At 64.0% G+C, this 21,616-nt stretch carries 19 protein-coding genes; 9 read left to right on the top strand and 10 right to left on the bottom strand.

The features are described 5' to 3' along the window. Positions 1 to 19: 19 nt before the first annotated feature. The 3 genes from KVY23_RS11825 to KVY23_RS11815 all read right to left on the bottom strand — a co-directional run bounded on the left by KVY23_RS11825 (position 20) and on the right by KVY23_RS11815 (position 6,048). Complete coding sequence (locus KVY23_RS11825; RefSeq protein ID WP_230556536.1) at positions 20 to 562, bottom strand: hypothetical protein; 543 nt, start codon at positions 560 to 562, stop codon at positions 20 to 22. 136 nt (positions 563 to 698) lie between these two features. Beyond that, on the bottom strand, positions 699 to 1,481 hold the full coding sequence (locus KVY23_RS11820) for a DNA-formamidopyrimidine glycosylase family protein (RefSeq protein ID WP_230556535.1): 783 nt from the start codon (positions 1,479 to 1,481) through the stop codon (positions 699 to 701). Position 1,482: 1 nt separating this feature from the next. Next, positions 1,483 to 6,048, bottom strand: a complete 4,566-nt coding sequence (locus KVY23_RS11815; RefSeq protein WP_230556534.1) for an ATP-dependent helicase — start codon at positions 6,046 to 6,048, stop codon at positions 1,483 to 1,485. 97 nt (positions 6,049 to 6,145) lie between these two features. Here KVY23_RS11815 and KVY23_RS11810 point away from each other — a divergent pair, with 97 nt between their 5' ends. Next, complete coding sequence (locus KVY23_RS11810) at positions 6,146 to 6,391, top strand: modification methylase HgiDII (protein WP_230556533.1); 246 nt, start codon at positions 6,146 to 6,148, stop codon at positions 6,389 to 6,391. A gap of 22 nt (positions 6,392 to 6,413) precedes the next feature. Here the strand turns inward: KVY23_RS11810 and KVY23_RS11805 are convergent, their stop codons facing one another. Then, positions 6,414 to 7,031 carry a ribulose 1,5-bisphosphate carboxylase large subunit gene (locus KVY23_RS11805; RefSeq protein WP_230556532.1) on the bottom strand — a complete coding sequence of 206 codons (618 nt, stop codon included), beginning with the start codon at positions 7,029 to 7,031 and terminating at the stop codon, positions 6,414 to 6,416. A 69-nt stretch (positions 7,032 to 7,100) separates the two neighbouring features. Here KVY23_RS11805 and KVY23_RS11800 point away from each other — a divergent pair, with 69 nt between their 5' ends. From KVY23_RS11800 to KVY23_RS11785, 4 genes are all read left to right on the top strand, one after another. Further along, the gene (locus KVY23_RS11800; protein ID WP_230556531.1) at positions 7,101 to 8,270 is read left to right on the top strand and encodes an NAD(P)H-binding protein; all 1,170 of its coding nucleotides are present in this window, start codon (positions 7,101 to 7,103) and stop codon (positions 8,268 to 8,270) included. Between the two features lie 27 nt (positions 8,271 to 8,297). After that, entirely contained in the window at positions 8,298 to 9,011 is a 714-nt protein-coding gene (locus KVY23_RS11795; protein ID WP_230556530.1) for a CPBP family intramembrane glutamic endopeptidase, read from the top strand. Positions 9,012 to 9,114: 103 nt separating this feature from the next. Further along, on the top strand, positions 9,115 to 9,552 hold the full coding sequence (locus KVY23_RS11790) for an Lrp/AsnC family transcriptional regulator (protein WP_230556529.1): 438 nt from the start codon (positions 9,115 to 9,117) through the stop codon (positions 9,550 to 9,552). Beyond that, positions 9,549 to 10,628, top strand: coding sequence for a YbhN family protein (locus KVY23_RS11785; protein ID WP_230556528.1), 1,080 nt, complete (start codon positions 9,549 to 9,551; stop codon positions 10,626 to 10,628). Before KVY23_RS11790 ends, KVY23_RS11785 begins: the two co-directional genes overlap by 4 nt. On the opposite strand, the gene KVY23_RS11780 is transcribed toward KVY23_RS11785, so the two are convergent. Together KVY23_RS11780 and KVY23_RS11775 are read right to left on the bottom strand one after the other, a co-directional pair. Next, complete coding sequence (locus tag KVY23_RS11780) at positions 10,577 to 13,273, bottom strand: molybdopterin cofactor-binding domain-containing protein (RefSeq protein WP_230556527.1); 2,697 nt, start codon at positions 13,271 to 13,273, stop codon at positions 10,577 to 10,579. The genes KVY23_RS11785 and KVY23_RS11780 overlap by 52 nt on opposite strands. Then, positions 13,270 to 14,079 (bottom strand): FAD binding domain-containing protein, encoded by an 810-nt coding sequence (locus tag KVY23_RS11775; protein ID WP_230556526.1) that lies wholly within the window; start codon positions 14,077 to 14,079, stop codon positions 13,270 to 13,272. The genes KVY23_RS11780 and KVY23_RS11775 overlap by 4 nt, the downstream gene beginning before the upstream one ends. Before the next feature lie 141 nt (positions 14,080 to 14,220). Between KVY23_RS11775 and KVY23_RS11770 the strand changes: the two genes are divergently transcribed. Beyond that, positions 14,221 to 15,831, top strand: a complete 1,611-nt coding sequence (locus tag KVY23_RS11770) for a PucR family transcriptional regulator (protein WP_230556525.1) — start codon at positions 14,221 to 14,223, stop codon at positions 15,829 to 15,831. A 9-nt stretch (positions 15,832 to 15,840) separates the two neighbouring features. Then, the gene (locus KVY23_RS11765) at positions 15,841 to 16,470 is read left to right on the top strand and encodes a DUF2461 domain-containing protein (protein WP_230556524.1); all 630 of its coding nucleotides are present in this window, start codon (positions 15,841 to 15,843) and stop codon (positions 16,468 to 16,470) included. A 51-nt stretch (positions 16,471 to 16,521) separates the two neighbouring features. Here the strand turns inward: KVY23_RS11765 and pucL are convergent, their stop codons facing one another. The 4 genes from pucL to uraD (KVY23_RS11745) are packed head-to-tail and all read right to left on the bottom strand — an operon-like array spanning position 16,522 to position 20,182. Continuing rightward, positions 16,522 to 17,439, bottom strand: a complete 918-nt coding sequence (gene pucL / locus KVY23_RS11760; RefSeq protein WP_230556523.1) for a factor-independent urate hydroxylase — start codon at positions 17,437 to 17,439, stop codon at positions 16,522 to 16,524. A gap of 1 nt (position 17,440) precedes the next feature. Then, positions 17,441 to 17,767, bottom strand: coding sequence for a hydroxyisourate hydrolase (uraH, locus tag KVY23_RS11755; RefSeq protein ID WP_230556522.1), 327 nt, complete (start codon positions 17,765 to 17,767; stop codon positions 17,441 to 17,443). Further along, positions 17,764 to 18,267 (bottom strand): 2-oxo-4-hydroxy-4-carboxy-5-ureidoimidazoline decarboxylase, encoded by a 504-nt coding sequence (uraD, locus tag KVY23_RS11750; protein WP_075840790.1) that lies wholly within the window; start codon positions 18,265 to 18,267, stop codon positions 17,764 to 17,766. The genes uraH and uraD (KVY23_RS11750) overlap by 4 nt, the downstream gene beginning before the upstream one ends. Positions 18,268 to 18,277: 10 nt before the next feature. Then, on the bottom strand, positions 18,278 to 20,182 hold the full coding sequence (gene uraD / locus KVY23_RS11745) for a 2-oxo-4-hydroxy-4-carboxy-5-ureidoimidazoline decarboxylase (RefSeq protein WP_206511296.1): 1,905 nt from the start codon (positions 20,180 to 20,182) through the stop codon (positions 18,278 to 18,280). A gap of 164 nt (positions 20,183 to 20,346) precedes the next feature. Here uraD (KVY23_RS11745) and KVY23_RS11740 point away from each other — a divergent pair, with 164 nt between their 5' ends. Together KVY23_RS11740 and KVY23_RS11735 are read left to right on the top strand one after the other, a co-directional pair. Continuing rightward, entirely contained in the window at positions 20,347 to 20,886 is a 540-nt protein-coding gene (locus KVY23_RS11740) for an NTP transferase domain-containing protein (RefSeq protein ID WP_230556521.1), read from the top strand. Between the two features lie 25 nt (positions 20,887 to 20,911). Next, the gene (locus KVY23_RS11735; RefSeq protein ID WP_230556520.1) at positions 20,912 to 21,547 is read left to right on the top strand and encodes a class I SAM-dependent methyltransferase; all 636 of its coding nucleotides are present in this window, start codon (positions 20,912 to 20,914) and stop codon (positions 21,545 to 21,547) included. Positions 21,548 to 21,616: the final 69 nt, after the last annotated feature.

Here is a 21,616-nt window from a genome sequence, read left to right as displayed (position 1 = left end):
TCAACGCCGGTGGCCGACGTCAGTGCGTCAGAACGATCTTGACGGCAACGATGATGGTGGCCGCGGCAGCGAGTGCTAGTGATCCGAAAAATGTTCCGCTGGTGGGTTTCTCGCCGCGGAGACGACCGATCACATAGTTCGTCGACGCGATTCTGGCGATCACGGTGATCTCGGCGAGGATCTGACCGAGCTCTGGATCGAAGAGACCCCACCAGCCGATCGCCAACAAACCAGCGGGAAGCACTGCGGCGCTGAGAACGGGTACCGAGTTGCGTAGCTCGCTCAACCGTTCGGAGCGCGAAAGGTTGACGCCCGTCCGTACTGTCTGCCCGACTCCTTCGGCGAAGGCGTGCGCGATGAAGGTCGAGACCGCGGTCCCGAGCATGATTGCAACGCCCTGGAACGTGTGCTGCTCACCGAACGTCAACGGAATGAGCGCGGCAAGGACCAGGATGTTTCCGTAGACATACGCGCTGATTCGGCTCGCGGCGTTGTCCGGTTCGAGTGGATGGCTACGAGACCGCAGCGGACGATGCAGTAGCTGCCGAATATTCAGTGCCATGCGAACAGAGCATAGATTGCCTGGCCTCGAGATTTACCGAACAGCCGACAGTGATACCGCTTCGCGTCGGGCCGGTGTGGTTTCACGATGTCGCCAAGAAGATCGTGCTTTCGATGATCGGTGCCGACCCTGTGAATCAGCTGGGTTGCGGCTGGCAATACGGGCAGTAATAAATCTGCCGTTCCTCGAGCGGATTGTCGCCCAACATCCCGAATTCGATCGTGGTCCCGCAGCGGCGACACGGCTTGTTCTCGCGCCCGTACACCCAGAAGTGGTGACCTGCCCGTCTGTCGCCGGTGGTCACCCGCTGACTGCGATCTTTGTTCGCCGTGATGGTGCGAAACGCCAGGTCGACCACCTTGCCGATATCGCCGCAATCCTCCACCGGTGTCCTCGGATCGATTCCGCGGAGAAAGCAGATTTCGTTCCGGTAGACGTTGCCGAGCCCGGCGAGGTTGCGTTGATCAAGTAGCGCCAGCCCGATCGGTCTCGCGGGGTCCGATTGCAGATTGGCGACGGCGCCTGCGGCAGTCCAATCCGAGCCGAGCAGATCCGGCCCGAGATAGCCGACCACCTCGTCCTCGTTCTCGACGATGTCGAGCACACCCAATTCGAAGCCCACCGCGATGGCGCGTTCCGTCGAGAGAATGGCTCGGGCCTGAAAAGCGGGCCGGCGCCATCGGGCGCCGGGAGCGTAGACCTGCCAGTTGCCTTCCATCTTCAGGTGGCTGTGGATGGAGAATTCACCCACTCGAATGAGAAGGTGTTTGCCGCGTGAAGCTACCGAGCCGACGGTTCGACCGGTGAAATCGACTGTCGCATAACGTGGAACTCGGATGTCGCAACCGGTGAGCACCCGGCCCTCGAGTGCGTCGCGAAGCCTGTTCGCGGCGCGGTAAACGGTATCGCCTTCGGGCACGCTATCGCCTCATTCGGTAGCCCCGCGGGGTCGCGGAGAAACCTGCATCGGTGAGCAGCCGGGAGAAGGGCGTCCCGTGAATGTCGTTGCCGTCCACACGCTCCACGAGCAGTTTGTCCACGCCGCCGCGTTCGACGGTCGCCGCCAGCGCCTGCGCCGCGATCGCGGTCACCTCGTCGTTTTCGGAGAATGTCAGCACGGTCTTGCCTCCACGCTCGACATACAGCGCGAGAGCTCCCTCGTGCAGAACGACCAGTGCACCCGCTTTCCGCCCCGGCCGATGTTTCGGAGAATCCTCGCTCTCACCGCGCCTGGGCCAGCTCAGCGCGGCGCCGTACGGGTTGGCGGGATCGCACGCCGCAAGGACGACGGCTCCCGTCTTCTCCCGTTCCTCGTAGGTACGCAGCCGGTCGACGACGTCCGAGGTGGAGAATTGCGCTCCGCCCAGTGAGTCGACGAAATAGCCGCGTCGACTACGTCCGGAGTCCTCGAATGTCGTCAACACCTTGTACATCGTCGCGAATCCACCGGGTACGCCCTCAGCCATGACGGAACCGCGCGTGACGATGCCGTAGCGTTCGAGCAGCACATCAGCGGTCGCGTGGGCTCTGATGGTGGCATCGGGCTCGAGATCTGGCAGCCTCGACCAGCGACCCGCTGCTGTAGGCGGGCCGGTCCGTGTCGGCAGACTGGGCCGCTCCATTCTGCGATACGACCTCAACCGAGGAGTTCGCCGCGGTGAGCGATGGCTGGGTGCGGCGCGGGTGGTGGCATTGAGCAGGGCGCGCAGCGGCGCGAAGGTGTCGTTGCTCAGTTGTCCGGCCCAGACCAACTCCCACAACGCGGCGATCAAACTGTCGTCGTCGGTACTGCCCACCGCGTCCGACAATTGCCGGAAAAAGTAGGCCCCACCCGCCGCAACCGCGTCCAGCACTCGAACTTGTAGTTCCGAGAGGTCCGCTTCGGCCGCCGGTGCAAGCGTCAGGGGAGCGGTGTCGGCCATGTGCAGGCACACCCAGCCGTCCTTGGAGCTGATGGATCCGTGACCGGACCACACCACCTCGCCGGTCGAGGTGAGCTCGTCGAGCATGGCAGGGGAGTAGTCCCGCACCCTGGATGCGAGCACGAGGGGCTCCCACGCCGAGGCGGGTATCGGTACACCGGCCAACTGCTCCACAACGGTAGCGACGCCGTCGATCCCGCTCAGTTGTCTGCTGCCGACGTGCTGCCATGCAGGTAGGAACCGGCCGAGCGTCGCGGTGGCCACAGGTTCGACTTCTTCTCTCGCGGCCGCCAGCGATCGCCGCCGAAGGCGTCGCAGTACCTCGGCCCCGCACCACTCGCTGCCCGTCTCGCCCGGTCTGAACTCACCTTCCACGACTCGCTTGTCCACGCTCAGAGCCATGAGCGCCGAACGTGCCACCGCAGAACCGATACCGAATCTCTCGGCCAGGTTCGTCACCGAGAACGGGCCGTGTGTCCTGGCGTACCGGCTCACCAGATCCGACAGGGGATCCTCGACCGGTTCGATGAAGGCAGCCGGAGTGCCGATGGGAAGTGGCACGCCCAGTGCGTCACGGAGGCGGCTGGCGTCCTCGATCGCTGTCCACCACGTGTGGCCGGCGAAGCTCACCTCCATCGCGCGCCGCGCGGCAGCAAGTTCGGTCAACCACATCTGGGACTCGTCGCCGTTGGTGCGTAGTGCGACCTCGTCGGCAGTGAGAGGGCCGAGAATGCGGAGCAGATCTGCGACGCCTTCGATGTCCTTGGCCCGGCGGTCGGGGGCGAGCCGTTGAAGCTCCAGTTCGGTTGTCTCGATGACATTGTGGTCGAGCAGTTCTCGGAGTTCGACGCGACCGAGCAACTCGGCAAGTAAGGCGGAGTCCAGAGAAAGTGCCTGTGCCCGACGCTCGGCGAGAGGACTGTCCCCCTCGTACATGAACGCACCGACGTAGTTGAACAGCAGTGAGTTCGCAAAGGGCGACGGCGACGGCGTCTCGACCTCCACGATGCGGATCTGTCGGCGGCCGACCTGGCCCAGAATCTCTTCGAGCGCAGGCAGGTCGTATACGTCCTGCAGACATTCACGGACAGTCTCGAGGAGGATGGGGAACGACGGGTACTTGCGGGCGACGTCCAGCAGCTGGGCCGAACGTTGACGCTGCTGCCACAGCGGCGCGCGCTTTCCCGGATTGCGCCGGGGAAGGAGCAGTGCGCGTGCCGCGCATTCCCGAAAGCGCGAGGCGAACAGGGCCGAACCGCCGACCTGCTCGGTGACGATATCGGCGATCTCGTCCTGCTCGAACACGAACAGATCCGCGCCGGGTGGGGTGTCCTCGGTATCGGGTAGTCGAACAATTATCCCGTCGTCCGACGCCGTCGGCGCGGCATCGATGCCGTATCGCTCGATCAGGCGGGCACCGATGGCGAGCGCCCACGGCGCGTGTACCGGCTGGCCATAGGTGGAATGCAGCACCAGGCGCCAATCCCCGAGTTCGTCGCGAAACCGTTCGACGATCATCGTCCGATCCGTCGGAAGCTGCCCTGTGGCCTCGATCTGCTCATCGAGCAGCGCGATCAGATTGTTGACGGCGTTGGGGTCGAGACCATCGCCAGAGAGTCGTTGGGCCAGCGCCTCTCGCTCGGTTGTGCTGCGCAGGAACTCACCGAGCGCCCGGCCGAGTTCGGCGGGCCGGCCCAATCCGTCTCCGTGCCAGAACGGCAACCGGCCGGGCTGGCCGTACGCCGGGCTGACCAACACCCGGTCGTGTGTGATCTCTTCGATCCGCCAGCTGGTCGCTCCCAGAGCGAAGACATCTCCGATGCGTGACTCGTAGACCATCTCCTCGTCGAGTTCACCGACGCGAGACGCCTTTTCGCCGACCATGTACACCGTGAACAGTCCGCGGTCCGGAATCGCTCCGCCGGACGTGACGGCCAGGCGCTGTGAACCGGGGCGGCCGGTGAGGGTGTTGGCGTCTCTGTCCCACACGAGCCGTGGGCGCAGCTCGGCGAACTCGTCGGAGGGGTACCGTCCGGACAACAGATCGAGAGTCGATTCGTAGGCGGATCGCGGCAACGTGGCAAAGCTCCCGGTGCGGCGGACTGCGTCGAACCAGTCGTGGGCGTCGATGGGCTCCAGAGCGCAGGCAGCGACGGTCTGCTGGGCCAGAATGTCCAATGGATTCGCGGGCACGAAGAGTGCCTCGATCTTGCCGGTGGTCATGCGTTCGACCGTGACGGCGCAATGGATGAGATCGGTCCGGTGTTTCGGAAAGAGCACGCCTTTCGATATTTCGCCGACCTGGTGGCCGGCGCGCCCGACGCGCTGCAGTCCGCTGGCGACCGAGGGTGGAGCCTCCACCTGTACCACCAGATCGACTGCGCCCATGTCGATACCGAGTTCCAGGCTGCTGGTGGCGACGACGCACCGCAACCGGCCGGTCTTCAGATCGTCCTCGATGAGGGCGCGCTGGTCCTTGCTGACGCTGCCGTGGTGGGCGCGCGCCAGGAGTGGATCGGCTCCGTGGTTCACCTCGCTCGTGCTGCCGAGTTGTGACGGCGGGCCGTGGACAGTCTTGTCTCCTTCACCGAGGCGCTCGGAGTAGACCTCGTTGAGCCGTGCTGTCAATCGCTCGGCGAGCCGACGGGAATTGGCGAACACGATGCACGAGGAATGCTCGAGGATCAGATCGACGATGTTCTCCTCGACGTGCGGCCAGATCGACCCGTGGCGTGGAGCTGCCGAGGCGTCACCGTCGGACGGTTCGATGACGCCCAGTTCGGTCATGTCCTCGACCGGCACCCGAACCGACAGATCGAATGTCTTGGGTGCCGGTGGCGCCACTATCTCGATGGGCGCGGCGCCGGTGAGAAACCGGCCGACCTCCTCGTGTGGACGCACCGTCGCGGACAGACCGATGCGCTGAGCAGGCTTCGGCAGCATCAGGTCCAGCCGCTCCAACGACAGCGCCAGGTGCGAGCCGCGTTTGGTTCCGGCCACCGCGTGCACCTCATCGACGATGACCGTGTCGACGAGCTCGAGGGACTCGCGCGCCGCGGAGGTCAACATCAGGAACAGCGACTCGGGTGTGGTGATCAAGATATCCGGAGGTGTCTTGATCATCGTGCGGCGATCCAGCTGGCTGGTGTCCCCTGACCGAACTCCGACGGAGATGTCCGGTGGCTCGAGCCCCAGGCGTTTTGCAGTCTGTGTGATGCCGACCAGCGGCGCGCGGAGGTTGCGTTCGACGTCGACGGCCAACGCCTTGAGTGGCGAGATGTAGAGCACTTTGGTCTTGCGGTGTTGTTTGGTCTCCGACTCCGCCGATGCCGGGGCGCTGGCCAGCTGATCTATCGACCACAAGAACGCAGACAGGGTCTTTCCCGATCCTGTCGGGGCGACGACCAGGGTGTGACGCCCACTCGCGATTGCTTCCCACGCGCCTGCTTGCGCGGACGTGGGGCTGACGAACGCGCCGTCGAACCATTCCCGAGTAGCCGCGGAGAACCTCGACAGCGCCGATACCACCGCGTTCTCGCGCTCTGCAGATGGTTTCCTGGCCATGCGCTCATGATGCCCCCAGGCACCGACACGCAATCATCGGTGGGTCGGTGAGCGGGCTGGGGTGTGGAATCGGTGGTAGGCGGGTACGTCTGGATTCATGACCGACGACCGAGAAATTATGCAGAAGATTTCCGCCGAACTCGACGCCCGATTGGGTGAGCAGACCAACGGTTTGCAGAACGAGGTGTCACCGGGCGCAAGCGTGCAGAAGGACGACGGTGAACGTGGGCCGCTCGGCCACGACTACCATCTCGCCAGCAAGTATGCCCAGGCCCTCGCGATCGGGGAGCCGCAATTGATCGACCGTAAGGAGTTCGACCGGCTGGTCGAAGAGTACGGCTGAGAGAGACGGCGGCGAGGATCGGTCAGTCGAAGCCCTCCTCGTCCAGCTTGTCCTGTCCGCGGTTACGGAAGAATTTGAAGCCGGGAATACCGATCACTGCGCGCCGCACGTCTTTGGTGACGCCGAGCAGTTCATGCACCTCCGGGGCAACGGTGCCCAGCGTCGCCAGGATGGGCATGGTCGCTTCCATGTGTTTGACCAGCGCAGGCAGGTGGTCGACCATGTCGATTGCGGCGTCGACCTCACTGTCCTGAAGGCTCTCGACGAACTTGCGCGCGAACGGAATCGATTGCCTGGTGATGGGTTCGAGCAACTCCACCAGCTCGAGCGCAGTTTTGGACGTCAGCGAGGCCGAAAGTACGACGCCCTCCGCAGCTCGGTTGGTCGCTTCCGCCCCGGCCACGACGAGTTCAGTGGAATCGACGACGGAGTTGATGCGATCCATCAACGCGCTGACGTCGTAGAGCAACGCGTCGGCGTCGTCGAGCAACGCGTTGATGCGGCCGGGCAGGCCAACGGCGAACACAGCGGTCTCGTGTGCCCATCGCACGCCCGTCCGGGCGAGGTCGAGCCCGTTCCTTGCGGCTACGAGACCCCCGTGGGGATCAGGAAGTCGCACGCCTGCGAGCACCAGTGCCATGACTTGACCTTGCCACAACGTCGATAGCGGCTTCGGCAGTACTGTCCGAAAGCGGTTAGCCTCGAGAACATGAGAGTTCTCGTCACCGGCGCCAGCGGGTACATCGGTTCACGGCTGGTCGCAGCATTGTTGGACGCGGGAGACGAGGTTTTCGCAGCGTCCAGGAGTCCCGAGTCGCTGGAGGTCTTCGACTGGTACAACGATGTGGAGGCGACGAAACTCGATGCGAGTCAAGCAGAGTCGTTGAACGAAGCATTCGTCGCCGCAGGACCCATCGAGGTTGCGTACTACCTCGTCCACGCGATCGGCGAGGACGATTATCGCGCGCAGGATCGAAAGGCGGCCAGGCTGTTCGCCGAAGCTGCTGCTGCCGCGGGTGTTCATCGGATCGTGTACTTGGGCGGTTTCGTACCCGACGAGGAGCTTTCGGAGCACCTCGCGAGCCGCGCGGATGTGGGCGAGGCCCTCGACGTCGAGGGTGTCGAGGTGGTGTGGCTGCGAGCGGCGATCGTCCTGGGCGCCGGTTCCACGTCGTTCGAGATGCTGAGGTATCTGGCCGACAGGCTGCCGGTGCTGCCACTGCCGGGGTGGCTCGGTCATCCTGTGCAACCCATCGCCGTCGACGACGTGCTGTTCTACCTACTCGAGTCAAGGTCACGGGTGCCCGCCGGTGCGTACGACATCGGCGGCCCCGACGTGGTTCCCTACCGCGATCTGGTGTTCGCCTACGTCGAAGCTGCTGGGCTCACGCGTATCGGGGTTTCCGCTCCGGGAGTGCCCACCGCGCTGGCCGGCCTCGTCATCGGCAAGATCATTCCCGTTCCCGATGCCCTCGCAGAGGATCTGGTCGGGTCGTTGCACAACACGATGACAACATCCGAGCAGGCGATCCTCGACATCGTCGGCGAACCCCACGGTGGCCGCACCACGATCGAGGAGGCGATGCGACGCAGTGTGCAGGGAACCGTCGGAACACCGCCCGGTGTGCGGGCGCTGAAGGACCCCCTCCGATTGGCCGCTACCGACGCGGCATGGTGCGGTGGGGATGCACTCGGCATCCGCCGCTACGGCGTTGCCGCTTCGTCCGGGCAGACATGGGGACTTCTCGAATCGCTGGGAGCGCGAAATTTTCTGTACTCGTGGCCGGTAGCGGCGGTGGTTCGTACCAACCTCGACGTAGTCGATAGTGTTTCGGACCGCGCCAAATCGGTGATTCGCCGAGTGCTACCGGGTAGGTAGAGTCGAGAATTCAGCAACGGAGGTGTGATGGCGACCTGGCAGACAAGCGTCAGAGATGTCGTCAAGTCGGCACTCGTCGAACGAGTCGATCGCGACCACGACGAATCCGACAAAGCGTTCCTTAGGCGTCGAATCGTGGTGGTCGTCACACTTGTCCTCGGTGCAACGCTGTTGGGCTTGTCGTTGTCCGTCGACCCGGGTGACACTGCGTTCTACCCGTTGACGCTCGGACTGGCAGCGACGTGGTTCATCGGCGGATTCGCCTCGGGACCGCTTCATCTGGGCCGAATAGCGTTCAACAATTCGATGAGACGACCGGTGATCACGCCGATCCTCATCGGACTCGCCGCCGGCGCCGTATTCGTGGTGGGTGCGCTGATCGTTCGACAGATCCCACCGCTCGCGGACTTCACCGAAAACGTCCTCGCTCACGCCCGGTTCGGACCGCTCGCTCTTATCGTTTTCATCACACTGATCAACGGCATTGCCGAGGAAGTGTTCTTCCGGGGCGCGCTCTTCGCTGCCATCGGCAGGCGCAATCCCGTGCTGATTTCGACCCTGGTGTACACCGTCGTCACACTCGCAAGTGGCAATCCGATGCTGGCATTTGCGGCGATCACACTCGGTTTCGTACTCGGCTTGCAGCGGCGGGCCTCCGGCGGCATTCTCGCGCCCATGCTCACGCACGTGGTGTGGTCGACGGTGATGGTGTTGGCATTGCCACCGCTGTTCGTGTCCTGAGCCAGTTCATGTCCTGAGTCCACGGCAACATACCTCAGCTCCGGATATCTCATCCATACGAGTCCGATGGCCGAATCTGTCCACTCTGAGCTACATTGTGCAGGTGAGTGAAAACCTCGACCGGATAGATCGGTTGATCATCGACGAACTCGTCGCAGACGGCCGAGCCACCCTCGCGAGCCTGGCGGAGAAAGCCAGCCTTTCCGTTTCCGCTGTGCAATCGCGTGTTCGCCGGCTCGAGTCGAAACGCGTCATACGCGGATACACAGCCCAGGTCGATCCGGAAGCGGTAGGTCGGGCACTGTCTGCCTTCGTTGCCATCACCCCCATCGATCCTGCACAACCCGATGACGCCCCCGCACGACTCCGTCATATCAGCGCTATCGAGTCTTGCCACTCGGTGGCGGGCGAAGAGAGCTATGTTCTTCTGGTGCGCGTCGAATCCCCCCGCAGCCTCGAACACCTCCTCCAAGAAATCCGTGCAACGGCAAACGTGCGCACACGCAGCACCATCATTCTGCAAACTTTCTACGATCGATGACTCGGCCGGTAGTCCGCAGAATCGCTTCCGCTGCGCTGTCGTACGGCGTGGTCGGGCTGGTGATGTGGCTCCTCTACCGAACAGTCGGGAACTCGGGTTCCGTTTCCCGTGCGGTCGACTCCATCACCGCAACTCAGCTCTTGGTGGTCTCGGGATTGGGCCTGCTGTACCTGGCCTCCATGTTCCCTCCGATGCTCTACACGCTGCCCGGATTGACCATGCGCCAGGCCGGGGTCGCCCGGACGGCGTCGCAGGCGCTGGCCAACACCGTGCCCGAAGGGGGCACCGTCGCAACCGGTTTGACCTTCGCGATGTATCGATCCTGGGGCTTCGGACCGACCGACAGTTCCACCTCAATCGTCGCCATCGCAATCTGGACAAATCTGTCGCGCTATGTGCTGATGGCGGTGGCGTTGGTCGTGATGATCCTCCTCGGCTCGATCACAGGTTCGGCGGTGGCGATCGCGGTGGGCGTCTGCGTGATCGTGACGGTGGGGTGTCTCGCCGTCGCTCTGGTGATCACCAATGACGGCTTCGCTCGACGGACAGGGCTTGGCCTGACCAGAGTTCGCAGCTGGCTGGCCGGTCGGATCACCCGCATCAGTCCCCGGGACATGGACCGGGTGGTCACCGACTTTCGTCTGCACCTACTCGGCCGAGTGCAGTCTTGTTGGCGGTCGTTGACCGCAACGATGGTGCTCTCGCAACTGCTCGGGGCACTTGTCCTCGGTGTGGCCGTGAGAATGTCGGGGCTGGGTCCGGACGAGATCGGGGTGGACCGCATCGTCGTCGCGTTCGGTGCGATGTGGCTCGCCGCCTTCATCGCGCCGACCCCAGGCGGGCTGGGAGTTGCAGAAGCCGCGCTCGTGGCTGTACTCGGGGTGGGCTTGGCCACCGACGCACAGGCGGAACTCGTGGCCGCGGTTCTTCTGTTCCGGTTTGCGACCTGGCTGCTTCCCATCCCGTTGGGTCTCATCGCATACCTGTACTGGCGACTGACCCATAACTGGCGGGTGCAGGTCGATCAGCTGCCCAGCGAGCGCCAGATACGGTCCGAGGACAACGGCAGCTCGTAGAGACGGGTACCGACCGCATCGCGTATCGCGTTCGCCAACGCGGGAGCGACCGGGTTGTAGGGCGACTCGCTCATCGACTTCGCACCGAACGGGCCGAGCTGATCGTAGGTGTCCGCGAAGTACACCTCGGTTCGAGGAATGTCACTGAACTGCGGCACGTGGTAGCTACGAATGGAATCGGTGATCACTGTGCCTGCGCCATCGGTGCGCATCTCCTCGTAGAGTGCGGAGCCGATGCCTTGCGCTACGCCCCCTTCGACCTGACCGCGGCATTGCTGAGGATTCATGACGGTTCCCGCGTCCGCGCTCTGGATGGACTGCAGAATTCGCACCGTCCCGGTGGACGGTTCCACCGCGACTCGGAACGCCTGCACATTGAAGGCGAGAGATCGGGGAACGCCGCCGCTGTCACCGTGCGTGCGAAGCGCTCCGCCCGCAGCGACAAGGATGTCCTTCAGCGAAACGATTCGGTCGTCGTACGCTACGCCCTCCCGCCCGAGTTGCCCCAGCCGATCTCGGTAGCCCGTGATGTCGGCACCGAGCGCCCGCACTCGGTCGGACATAGCCCTCGCAGCGGCGTAGACGGCTTTGCCGGCTACCACTGTGCCCGCCGATCCGAATGCGCCGGTGTCGTAGGTGGTGGCATCGGTATCGGACTGACGCACGACGATGCGGTCGGGTGAGGTCCCGAGCTCGGTTGCGACGATCTGAGTATGGACGGTGGTCGTGCCGTTGCCGAATTCGGCAGTGCCGACACCGATTTCGTAGCACCCGTCGCTGCGTATCGTGATCGAGGCCTCGGCATGGTGGCCGCGCGGGGGAATCGTCGCGATCATGGCCACGGCCATGCCCTCGCCGACCTTCCATCCTGGGGGCGCCGGATCGCCGTTGCCCGACCTCAGCGCCTGCTGCGCAAGGTCCAGACACTGATCGAGTCCATAGCTCCCGAACATCAGATCCTCGCCTTCGACGTGGGCGGCGACCAGCGGATCACCCGGGACCACCACGTTGCGTCGGCGAAACTCGAACGGGTCCATGCCGAGTTCTCGGGCGAGATCGTCGAGCGCGGACTCGACGGCGAAAATGACCTGGCCGAGGCCGTATCCGCGGAACGCGCCCGAGGGGATGTTGTTGGTGTACACGGACTTCGCGTCGACCCGTTTGTTGGCGCACCGATACACCGCCACGGATTCACCGCAGCCATGGAACATCACCCCCGGGCTGTGATTGCCATAGGCGCCGGCATCGGTGACCACGTCCACGGAAAGCGCGGTGAGGGTGCCGTCCGATCGGGCCGATACCCGGACGTCGACCTCGAACGGATGCCGGCAGGGAGCGACGGTGAACTCGTCGGTCCGCGAGAACTCGAACTGGACCGGAGCGCCGGTGCGGAGTACAGCGAGAGCCACGATGTCCTCGGTGAGCAACTCCTGCTTCCCGCCGAATCCGCCCCCGACGCGCGCAGTGAACACACGAACCCGATCACGTTCCAGACCGAAGATCTCACAGATCTCATCGCGTACGAGGAAGGGGACCTGGGTACTGGTACGCAGTGTCAGCCTGCCGGAATCGTCGATCCACCCGATGGTGCCGTGCGTCTCGAGGTGTACGTGTTGCACCCGCTGCGTTCGCCAGCGTCCGGACACCACGACATCAGCCTCGGCTATCGCGGCGTCGACATCGCCTGTGGCGCCGTGCAATTCGGCCACCAGATTGCGCGACGGGTCCGCGATGCGAGACTCCGGCCCCTTGTCTCCGTGCAGGAGCGGAGCCCCAGGCCGCGACGCGGCCTCGGTGTCGAAGACAGCCGGAAGTTCCTCGTATTCGACGACGAGAGCACGGCAACCCGCCTCTGCGGCGGCGAGTGTCTCACCGACGACCACCGCGACGCGTTGGCCCTTGAACCGCATCACCGTGTCGATCACTCGGGTGTCGTCCGGGTCGTCGGCTCGCTGGTCGTGCCGCGCCGTGGAAAATGCTCGATCGGGACTGTCCGCGGCAGTGAGGACCAGCCGAACACCAGCGAGGGACTCGGCCACGGACGTGTCGATGGAAAGCACGCGCGCGTGCGGATGCGGGCTCGCCAGCACGCTGGCATGCAACAGTCCGGTCGGTGCGTAATCCATGGTGTACGGCTCGGTGCCGGTGACAATTCGCGCTGCGGCCGGGGCGGACAACGACCTGCCGGATGCTGCACCGTCGGTGGGTTGTTCGATGTTCGATACCCCGCGGACCGCGTCCTCGATAGATCGGTAGCCGGTGCAGCGACACAGATTGCCCTTGAGACGCTGGGGCAGTTCGTCGATGTCGCCCTCGGTGAGCGCCGATGTGGTGACCACCATTCCAGCTGTGCAGAAACCGCATTGGAATCCGCCGGCCTCGACGAAGCGCCGCTGTACCGGGTGCAGATCCTCCGGCGTGCCCAACCCGGCGACCGTGACCACCTCGCGCCCCGCAGCACGAAATGCTGGGTACATGCACGAGTGCACCGGCTGCCCATCCACCAGCACCGAGCAAGCCCCACAGTCGCCGGCGTCGCAGCCCTTCTTGACCTCGAAGTGAGAGTGCTCCCGCAGCAGCGTTCGCAGGCACTGCCCCGGTCGCGGTGAACACTGCGTGGACTTACCGTTGATCTCGACCTTCATCTCAACTCCTCGACGATCTCGCGGGCCGAGCTCACACTGATGTGCCGTCGCCAGTCGGGGGCGCCGTGCGGGTCGTCGTACCACGCCGAGTCCGGAATCTGCATGGCGAGCTCGCGGCCCAGGGCCGCATCCGTGGGAAGCGTCGGAAAGCGCAGGACGTAGGGCCGCACCGTCGACGCGGTGACCGACAGCACGAACGATCCATCGAGGTCGACCCGCCCGATGATCACCGCTGCCGATCGTCCGAGCGGGGAGAGTGCGAGTTTCCGAAAAGCTGTCCGCGCCTGCAGAGCCCGGTCCGGCAGATGAATGCTCCGAACCACATCACCGTCCCGCAGCGAGTGCGTGTGCGGCCCGGTCACCAACTCCGCCACCGGGATGCGATAGTCGGCGCCGTCGGGACTCCATACCAGCGCGACGCCGTCCAGGGCCGTCGCCAGCGAAATCATCGCGCCCGCAGGCAGGGCTGTACAGATGTTGCCACCGACGGTGGCGACCTTCCATATCTTGAACGAGGCGAGCAGGGCTGTGGCGCATTGGTGAAACAGCACCGTCGCCGGCCATCGGTCGAACCGGGCCAGCGCCAGGTGCTCGATGGTGCAGGTGGCTGCGATGTCGAGTCCCGTCTCGTCCTCGACGAGCGGTTCCCAGCCCAGCGCCGTGATGTCGACCAGAGTCCGCAGATGATCCTGCTTCTGCGAGAACAACCACGTTCCGCCGGCGAGGACGGCGGTGTCCGATCGCCCCTCGGGCAGCCCGGATCTCTCGCCTGGGACAACCACGTCTTCTATCGTTCCGAGGTCCATCTCGCACCTCCTTCGCTGTATCGAAACTCTAGTGAACATCTGTTACGCCGGAGGTGTTGTGACGCGATACGACGGAAACCCGACCGAAACACCGCGCGGTTATTGTCCGTTCATACAAAGTCGTCCGGTTCAGGGGGAAATGTGCAGGTCAAGGACTTGCTCGAGGTACCGCACTTCGGTATTCGGATGCTCACCACCGATACCGAAGCCCTCGAACGTACTGTGCGATGGACGTTCACGACCGATCTTCCCGACCCGTCGCGATACATCGCGGGCGGTGAACTCGTCATCACAGGGCTGGTGTGGCGTCGTTCGGCCGCGGATTCCGAGAGGTTCGCTCGCGCCGTGTTCGACTCCGGGGCTGCGGCCCTGGCGGCGGGTGAGGGTTTGCTCGGCCATATTCCCGACGATCTCGTCGAGGCGTGCGAGCGATACGGGCTGCCGCTGCTGGCGGTCCCGGATTCAGTCTCCTTCGGCGACGTCACGGAGTTTCTGGTCGGCAGGGTGGCGGGCGACCGGATCGCGACGTTGAACGCATCCTTGATGCGTCAGCGGCAACTGCTCGCAGCAGTGGCCGAGGGACGTGCCCTCGACGAGCTCGCGCTGCACACCACGCGCGAAACCGGCATGCAGTGTTTGATTTTCACCGCGACGGGGCGCCGACTGGTGATCGAGGCGACACCGCTGTCCGATTCGGATGTCGACGCGCTGACTCATCGCGCGCTCTCGGCCGAAAGCCTGCCCGCTACCGTGACCTTGCGCGACGAGCGGGCCGGGGGCCGGGCGCGCACATTCAGCATCTTCGGCGTCGGGGCATCGTTGTCCATGCGCGCCACGCGGTGGTTCCTGGCGGTGGCGGGCGACTTCGCCACGTTCGCCCCGGCGATCACCGACGCCTTCGGTCAGCTCGCCGCGATTGCCGCGCTGGACCGAGCGCGCAGGGAAGAGGGCAGGCTGGTCCGCCGCGAGATCGCCGATCAGGCCGTGCGCCTTCTCGAGGGTGGCAGCGAGCGAAACGGGCTGCAGGGGTTCGGTAGGGAAACGTTCGTTCGTCTTCGTCAGGCCGGGGTGGATCCGGATAGTCCGCTGGTTGTGATCAGTGCGGCCTTCGTGGGGCGCAGCGATGCGAACGAGCTGCTCAGGACGCTCCTGCTGGATACGCTCACCTCGTTCGGTGGCGGTTGCGTTGGCGGTGGGAGCAGGGGGGACATCGTTGGGATCGTGGGCACGAGGGACGTCGACATCGTGCCGGTTCTTCGTACGCGGTTGCGACGCCTGGCTCCGGGTATCGGGCGTAGCCGGTTGGTGGTCGGGGTCAGCTCCGAGGTCACCGGTGCTGCTCTCGAAGGTGCCGTCGATGCTGCGCGGCACGCATTCGACGTGGCCAGAGCCAGTGATCGGCAGGTGGCGATCGTGACGGCCGGCGACCTGGACTCGGCGGTGTCACTGGTCTCGATTCTCCCCGACAGAGTTCGGCGCCAGTATGCAGAACGTGTCCTGGGTCCGGTTCTCGAATACGACGTCGATTCGGTTCTGTTGTCTACGTTGGAGGAGTTCCTCGCTCAGGGCGGGTCGTGGAACAAGACCGCCGAGGTGCTGCACGTGCACCTCAACACCGTTCGCTATCGCATCAAGCGGGTCGAGGAGCTCCTGGGTCGCGATCTCGGGTCCACGACCGACCGACTCGATGTGTACCTCGCGCTGAGGTCGGTGGGGACGTCGACCAGGGAGCCTAGAGACCAGGCGACTTAGAATTGCAGCATGGCTTTCACGGGAATACCGTTCGCTGCACTCGATTTCTACGAGGACCTCGAAGCGGACAACAGCAAGGTGTGGTGGAACGCCCACAAGGAGGTGTACGAGCAGGAGGTCAAGGCGCCGATGAAGGCATTGGTCGCCGAGCTCGAGCCGGAGTTCGGTGAAGCCAAGCTGTTCCGGCCGTATCGCGATGTGCGTTTCTCCAAGGACAAGACCCCCTACAAGGCCCACCAGGGCGCATTCATAGCACGAGGCCCCAGTCTCGGCTACTACGTGCAGATCGACCCGGCCGGGCTGTTCGTCGCCGGGGGTTTCTACGGCGCCAGTGCCGAGGGTGTCGCTCGATTTCGCGAGGCCGTCGACACCGAGGTTCGCGGAACCGAACTTGAAGGCATCGTCGCGGTGATGGAAAAGGCTGGGTTCGCGCTGGGAGGCGACCAGCTCAAGACCAAACCGCGCGGCTACGACGCCGACCATCCGCGCATCACCCTGCTGCGCCACAAGACGCTGACCGTCAGCAAGCACTTCGGTTCACCCGGATGGCTCGAGACTCCGAAAGCGGCTGTGCAGGTCAGGGATTCGTGGCGAAAGATGACACCGTTGGTGGAATGGGCGGAGCAGATCCTGCGTTAGACGGCTCCGCCGCATGTGCGCGAAAATGCATAGTGGGGCATGTATTTCCGCTCACATGCTCTGGAAGGTCCGCCAGGCACTGCCCGCCTCAGGAGCGTCCTCGCGCTCGACGGTTGCCTGGATGAGACCGTACGGACGGTCGTCGGCGTTGAACACCTCGTTTCGATTCTCGACGCCGAAGCGACCGGTGTCGTAGAGGAAATGGTGTTTGTTCGGCGCCGACATCCGGATCTCGGCGATGTACGGGTACTTCTCGAGCACAGCCGCACCCATCGCATACAGCGTCTGTTGTAGTGCGAGCGACTGAAGATTGGCGAAGCGTTCGATCATCGCGGCCTTCACTCCGGCATACACAGCGTCCCAATCGATATCGGTGTGGGTGTAGCGCCACTGCGCGGTCAGTGATGTCGCCATGACGCGGTCGTGCGTCGGCTCCAACACGGTCAGCTCGTCCTCGAGGAAGCCGGAGAACTCGGAACCGGTCGACTTGAGGATGATCAATTCCTTGAAGCCGCTGATCACCGAAGTCTTTCGGTCCTCGCCCGAGCCCTCGACGGTGACGGCCGACGTTCTGATCTCTTCGCCCTTGCGTGTCCAGGTGTGATCGTGCTCTGCGCCGTCGATGACCACCCGCTGCCAGGCATACTCCTCCAGCTCGATGCTTGCTGCTTCGACCGGGTCGACATCGTCGACGTAGTGCCGGGCGAGGTCGAGACCGTAGCTCTCGATGTGCAGCAGGCCCTTGGACTTCGCATACGTGTACGCGGTCTGCTTCTGAGTGTCGGTGGGTAGCACGTTCGACTGATCGCCGACGAGGTGGGCGGGGGAGAAGTCGCCGCGGAGCGCGCTCGATACGTTGATGTCGTGAATCTCGTGCCGTGGCGTGTCCCGGTAGATTCGCACCACCCGGTTCTCCGCTTTCCCGTACTGGTTCGCCCCGAGGACGATCTTTCCGGTCAGATCAGTCATGTCAACTCCCGCGATAGGTCGAATAGGCATACGGCGACAACAGCAATGGGACGTGGTAGTGGGCGTCGGTACTGGTCACGGTGAACGATATGGACACTTCCGGATAGAACGTGGGCACGTCGAGTTGTGCGAAGTAGCTGCCGGTGTCGAAGGAGAGCCGGTATACCCCGGGTTCGAGTGGACCCGGCGCCAGCTCGGGCACCCTTCCGTCCACATCGGTTGTCGTCGTGGTCAAGGCTTCCGCGCCGGTGCCGAACAAGGACACCGCGACCCCGGCGGCAGGGGTGCCGTTCATTGCATCGAGCACGTGGGTGCTGAGCCCGCTCATTCCTCCGGCCCCAACAGTCGATTCAGCCGAATTCTGTTGATCTTCGCCAATTCCACACGCAGCACCCGTCGCTCGGTTTCCGGATCGTTGCCCAACCTTTCTTCGAGGATAGCGAGCAACTCTTCGGCTGATCTGCCCGTGGCGCACACCAGATATACGTGGCCGAATTGATCCTCGTATTTCCGGTTCGCCGCGGCGAGCTCGGTCAGTAAGTCCGATCCGGCGCGCTGCACGGCTGCCTGCTCGCGTTGGGAGGAGGCATTGTCTGCTGTGCCGCCGATCCGTGGATGACCGTCGAGTGCCCGATCTATCTCGGCCTCCGGCAGCTCGGCGAGCACCCGTTCGGCCCGGTCGAGGAGCTGATCCCGAGTGGTGAACGGACGCGATCCAGCGACGCGGCGCGCCCAGATCGACGACGAGCAGCACTCGAACAGCGCATGCATCGCCTGCCTGTCCGAGAGTCTGTTGAACCCCTCGAGGCCGATCCATTCGTGTAGCACGGCAGTCTCTCTATCTGTGCTCGGCGAGCCGACCGAAACGGGCGGACGCGATCGGGTTGGCGTCGGCGACGAGATCGTCGAAACGGTAGTTGGCGATCTTGGCGATCTCGATCATCGCAAAGGAACGCTCGGTAGCTGTTGCGTTCTCGATCCGCGACCAGCCGTTCGCGAGAACGCGATCGTAGCGCTCTGTCTCGCGCGCGCAGATGACCAGCGGGAAACCGAAGTGCTCGCGATACTCGCTGGCCAACTCGACGATGTTCTCGTGCTCGTCCTCCTCTAGATTGGACAGGCCGGTGTGGTCCGCCGCATTCAGTGTGCCCGTCGCGTCCTCGCTGCCTAGGTCGGGATAGTTGTTGATCAGTTCCAGCTGTTCCTCCGTGGTGCCGGCCAACAGTGCTGCCTGGAAAGCTTCCCGAAGGCCGTGCGCGTCGGCGAAAGGACGCTGCTCGTAGGCACGCTCGACAACCCAGGGTGTGCCCTGCACGAGGCCACCGAAGGTCGACGCGAACTCCTCCGGGGACATCGCATTGACCTGTTCGAGAGTGATGCCCTTACCCGGCCCGCCGGCGACGGTCCTGCCGCGACCTCCGACATGGAAGAACAGCACGTTGAGGACGATCGCGCTGACTGCCCCCAGCACGATGCCACTACCGAAGAGCATCTCCAACCACGCAGGCACGCCTTGCGAGACCGTCGGCTGAATCGTGACCAACATGGCCAGACCCAGGCTCGTCGCGACGATGATGAGATTGCGGTGGTCCGTGAAATCCACTTTGGACAGAGTTTGGATGCCGACCACTGCGACCGTTGCGAACAGCGCGAGAGCGGCGCCGCCGAGCACCGGCGGCGGAATGGAAGCCACCACAGCCGCGGTCTTGGGTAGCAGGCCGAGGAGAATCATGAACAGCCCGGCCGTGGCGACGACCCATCGGCTTCGAACCCCGGTCAGACGTACGAGTCCGACGTTCTCCGAGAACGCTGTGTACGGGAACGAGTTGAACGTGCCACCGATCGTGGTCGCGATGCCGTCGGCCCGCAGCGTCGCCGCGATGTCCTCCTTCTTGATGCGCTTGCCGACGATTTCGCCGGTGGCATAGACGCTGCCGGTGGTTTCGACGGCGATGATGAGCATGACGACAATCATCGAAATGATGGCCACCAGGCTGAATTGAGGGACGCCGAACAGGAACGGCTGGGTGAAGCCCACCCACGATGCCTCGCTGGTGCCGTCGAAGTTCATGTCTCCCAGCAAGAACGCGACGGCACTGCCGATCACCAGGCCGAGCAGCACCGCGATCGTCGCCATGAATCCCTTGAAGAACCGTTGAATAAGCACGATGATCAGCAACGTGCCGATGGCATACGCCATCCACCGTCCGTTCGTCGGATCCTGTTCGTGGGTAGCCGGATTGGTCACTGCGTCGTTGACGGCTACGGGAAGCAGTGCGACGCCGATGATGGTGATGACGGTTCCGGTGACGACCGGTGGGAAGAATCTCAGCAGCTTGCTGAAGTACGGTGCCATGAAGAACGTGAAGAGGCCGGCCACGATGACTGCACCGTAGACGTACAGCAGTCCCTCTGTGCCGCCGCCGTTGGCCATCGCGATTGCGATCACCGGCGAAACGCCCGCGAAGGTCACACCTTGAAGCAGCGGTAGGCGCACACCCACCTTCCAGAAGCCGACCGACTGAATGATCGAGGCGATACCGCACGTGAACAGGTCGGCGTTGATCAGATGGATGAGTTGCTCGTTGGTCAGTCCGATCGCGCTGCCGATGATGATGGGCACCAACACGGCACCGGCGTAGAACGCGACGACGTGTTGGAAGCCGTACGCGGCCAGCTTGGGAACAGGCAGGACCTCGTCGACGGGGTGAACACGGCGACGCTTGGTGGGTAGAACGGACATGTGGACACCTCGCGGTAGCAACCAGGGCATGAATTCCTGCCACGCTGCAGGAGAAGTGCTATCAGAATCCGGTATCGGGGCGGTTGCCGCGAGTCGAGCGCGCACAATATTCGAGGCAGTCACGAGCCGCGTGTTGTACGAAGATCCAAATGGAAGGTTGCTGGGTGTCAGAAGTCGCGGTTGGAATTGTTCTCGCAGCGGGGGAGGGTCGTCGATACGGCTCGCCCAAGGTGCTCGCCGAGGACGGTGGCTGGCTCGACACGGCCGTCAGCGCTCTCCTCGGTGGCGGTTGCTCCAGTGTCCTGGTGGTTCTCGGTGCAGCCGACGCCCCGATGCCCGAAGGTGCCCGCGCCGTCCACGCACCGGATTGGGCTTCGGGACTGAGTGCATCGCTGAAGGCGGGGTTGTCGGCAGCGGGTGAGGCCGAGTTCGCCGTCGTCCACGTTGTCGATACCCCCGACGTGGGACCGGAGGTGGTACGCGCGGTGCTCGGCGCCGCGCGCTCGGAGCCCTCGCGCCTGGCCAGGGCGGTGTTCGCCGGCGAGCCGGGGCATCCGGTGGTGTTCGGACGCGAACACTGGGCGGATGTCGTCGTCGCTTCCACAGGCGATTCGGGCGCGCGCGCTTTTCTGGCTGCCAGATCCGACGTCGCACTCGTCGAATGCTCCCACTGGGCAACCGGGGTCGATCGTGACTTCCGCTGATCGGGGTCCCGACAGGGACGCCTCGATGCGCAATCACCAGGCAATGACGAGGGCGGCGTACGACACCGTGGCGAAAAGCTACACCGAACTCGTTGCCTCGGACCTCGGGGACAAGCCGCTCGACCGTGGTCTGCTGGCAGTGTTCGCGGAACTGGTCACCTCGGGCGGGGACGGAGCTGTGCTCGACGCCGGCTGCGGATCGGGGCGCGTCGCCGAGCATCTTGATGGTCTCGGGTTGGCGGTGACAGGAATCGATCTATCGCCCGAGATGATCCGCCTCGCATTGACTGCGTGTCCGCAATCGCAGTTCGTGGTCGGCTCTCTTCTCGACATTCCCATTTCTGCGGGACGATTCGATGGAATCGTTGCCTGGTATTCGATCATCCACACGCCGCCCGAACAATTGCCGATCGTGTTCGAGGAATTCGCTCGCCTGTTGCGGCCAGGCGGATCGCTGTTGCTTGCCTTTCAGATCGGCGACGAGCGGGTGCGGCTCGAAGATGTGTACGGGCACAGGGTCAGTTACGACGCCTACAGATTGCGGCCATCAAGGATCGCCGAGCAGCTGAACTATGCAGGCTTCGCGGTGGAGGTTCAGGTGATTCGCGAACCCTCCGGTGGTGAACGTCAACAGCAGGCCTACCTGCTCGCGCGCTTGTGAGTGCTTCGGGCTGATGGCCTTTGGCGGATGGTGCAAGGCGCAGTGGGTATTCCGGCTGTCGATCGGGAT

Source organism: Rhodococcus sp. I2R (assembly GCF_020889545.1).
Taxonomy (GTDB): domain Bacteria; phylum Actinomycetota; class Actinomycetes; order Mycobacteriales; family Mycobacteriaceae; genus Rhodococcoides.
This window is presented reverse-complemented; position numbering and strand designations above follow the sequence as displayed.

Excerpts from the sequence above, each read along its gene's own strand:
- KVY23_RS11765 (WP_230556524.1), top strand. The coding sequence starts at position 15,841 with ATGGCTTTCACGGGAATACCGTTCGCTGCACTCGATTTCTACGAGGAC.
- KVY23_RS11795 (WP_230556530.1), top strand. The coding sequence starts at position 8,298 with ATGGCGACCTGGCAGACAAGCGTCAGAGATGTCGTCAAGTCGGCACTC.
- pucL (WP_230556523.1), bottom strand. The coding sequence starts at position 17,439 with ATGACTGATCTGACCGGAAAGATCGTCCTCGGGGCGAACCAGTACGGG.
- KVY23_RS11800 (WP_230556531.1), top strand. The coding sequence starts at position 7,101 with ATGAGAGTTCTCGTCACCGGCGCCAGCGGGTACATCGGTTCACGGCTG.
- KVY23_RS11825 (WP_230556536.1), bottom strand. The coding sequence starts at position 562 with ATGGCACTGAATATTCGGCAGCTACTGCATCGTCCGCTGCGGTCTCGT.
- KVY23_RS11780 (WP_230556527.1), bottom strand. The coding sequence starts at position 13,273 with ATGAAGGTCGAGATCAACGGTAAGTCCACGCAGTGTTCACCGCGACCG.
- KVY23_RS11815 (WP_230556534.1), bottom strand. The coding sequence starts at position 6,048 with ATGGCCAGGAAACCATCTGCAGAGCGCGAGAACGCGGTGGTATCGGCG.
- KVY23_RS11735 (WP_230556520.1), top strand. The coding sequence starts at position 20,912 with ATGCGCAATCACCAGGCAATGACGAGGGCGGCGTACGACACCGTGGCG.
- KVY23_RS11785 (WP_230556528.1), top strand. The coding sequence starts at position 9,549 with ATGACTCGGCCGGTAGTCCGCAGAATCGCTTCCGCTGCGCTGTCGTAC.
- uraD (WP_206511296.1), bottom strand. The coding sequence starts at position 20,182 with ATGTCCGTTCTACCCACCAAGCGTCGCCGTGTTCACCCCGTCGACGAG.
- KVY23_RS11775 (WP_230556526.1), bottom strand. The coding sequence starts at position 14,079 with ATGGACCTCGGAACGATAGAAGACGTGGTTGTCCCAGGCGAGAGATCC.
- uraH (WP_230556522.1), bottom strand. The coding sequence starts at position 17,767 with ATGAGCGGGCTCAGCACCCACGTGCTCGATGCAATGAACGGCACCCCT.
- KVY23_RS11805 (WP_230556532.1), bottom strand. The coding sequence starts at position 7,031 with ATGGCACTGGTGCTCGCAGGCGTGCGACTTCCTGATCCCCACGGGGGT.
- KVY23_RS11810 (WP_230556533.1), top strand. The coding sequence starts at position 6,146 with ATGACCGACGACCGAGAAATTATGCAGAAGATTTCCGCCGAACTCGAC.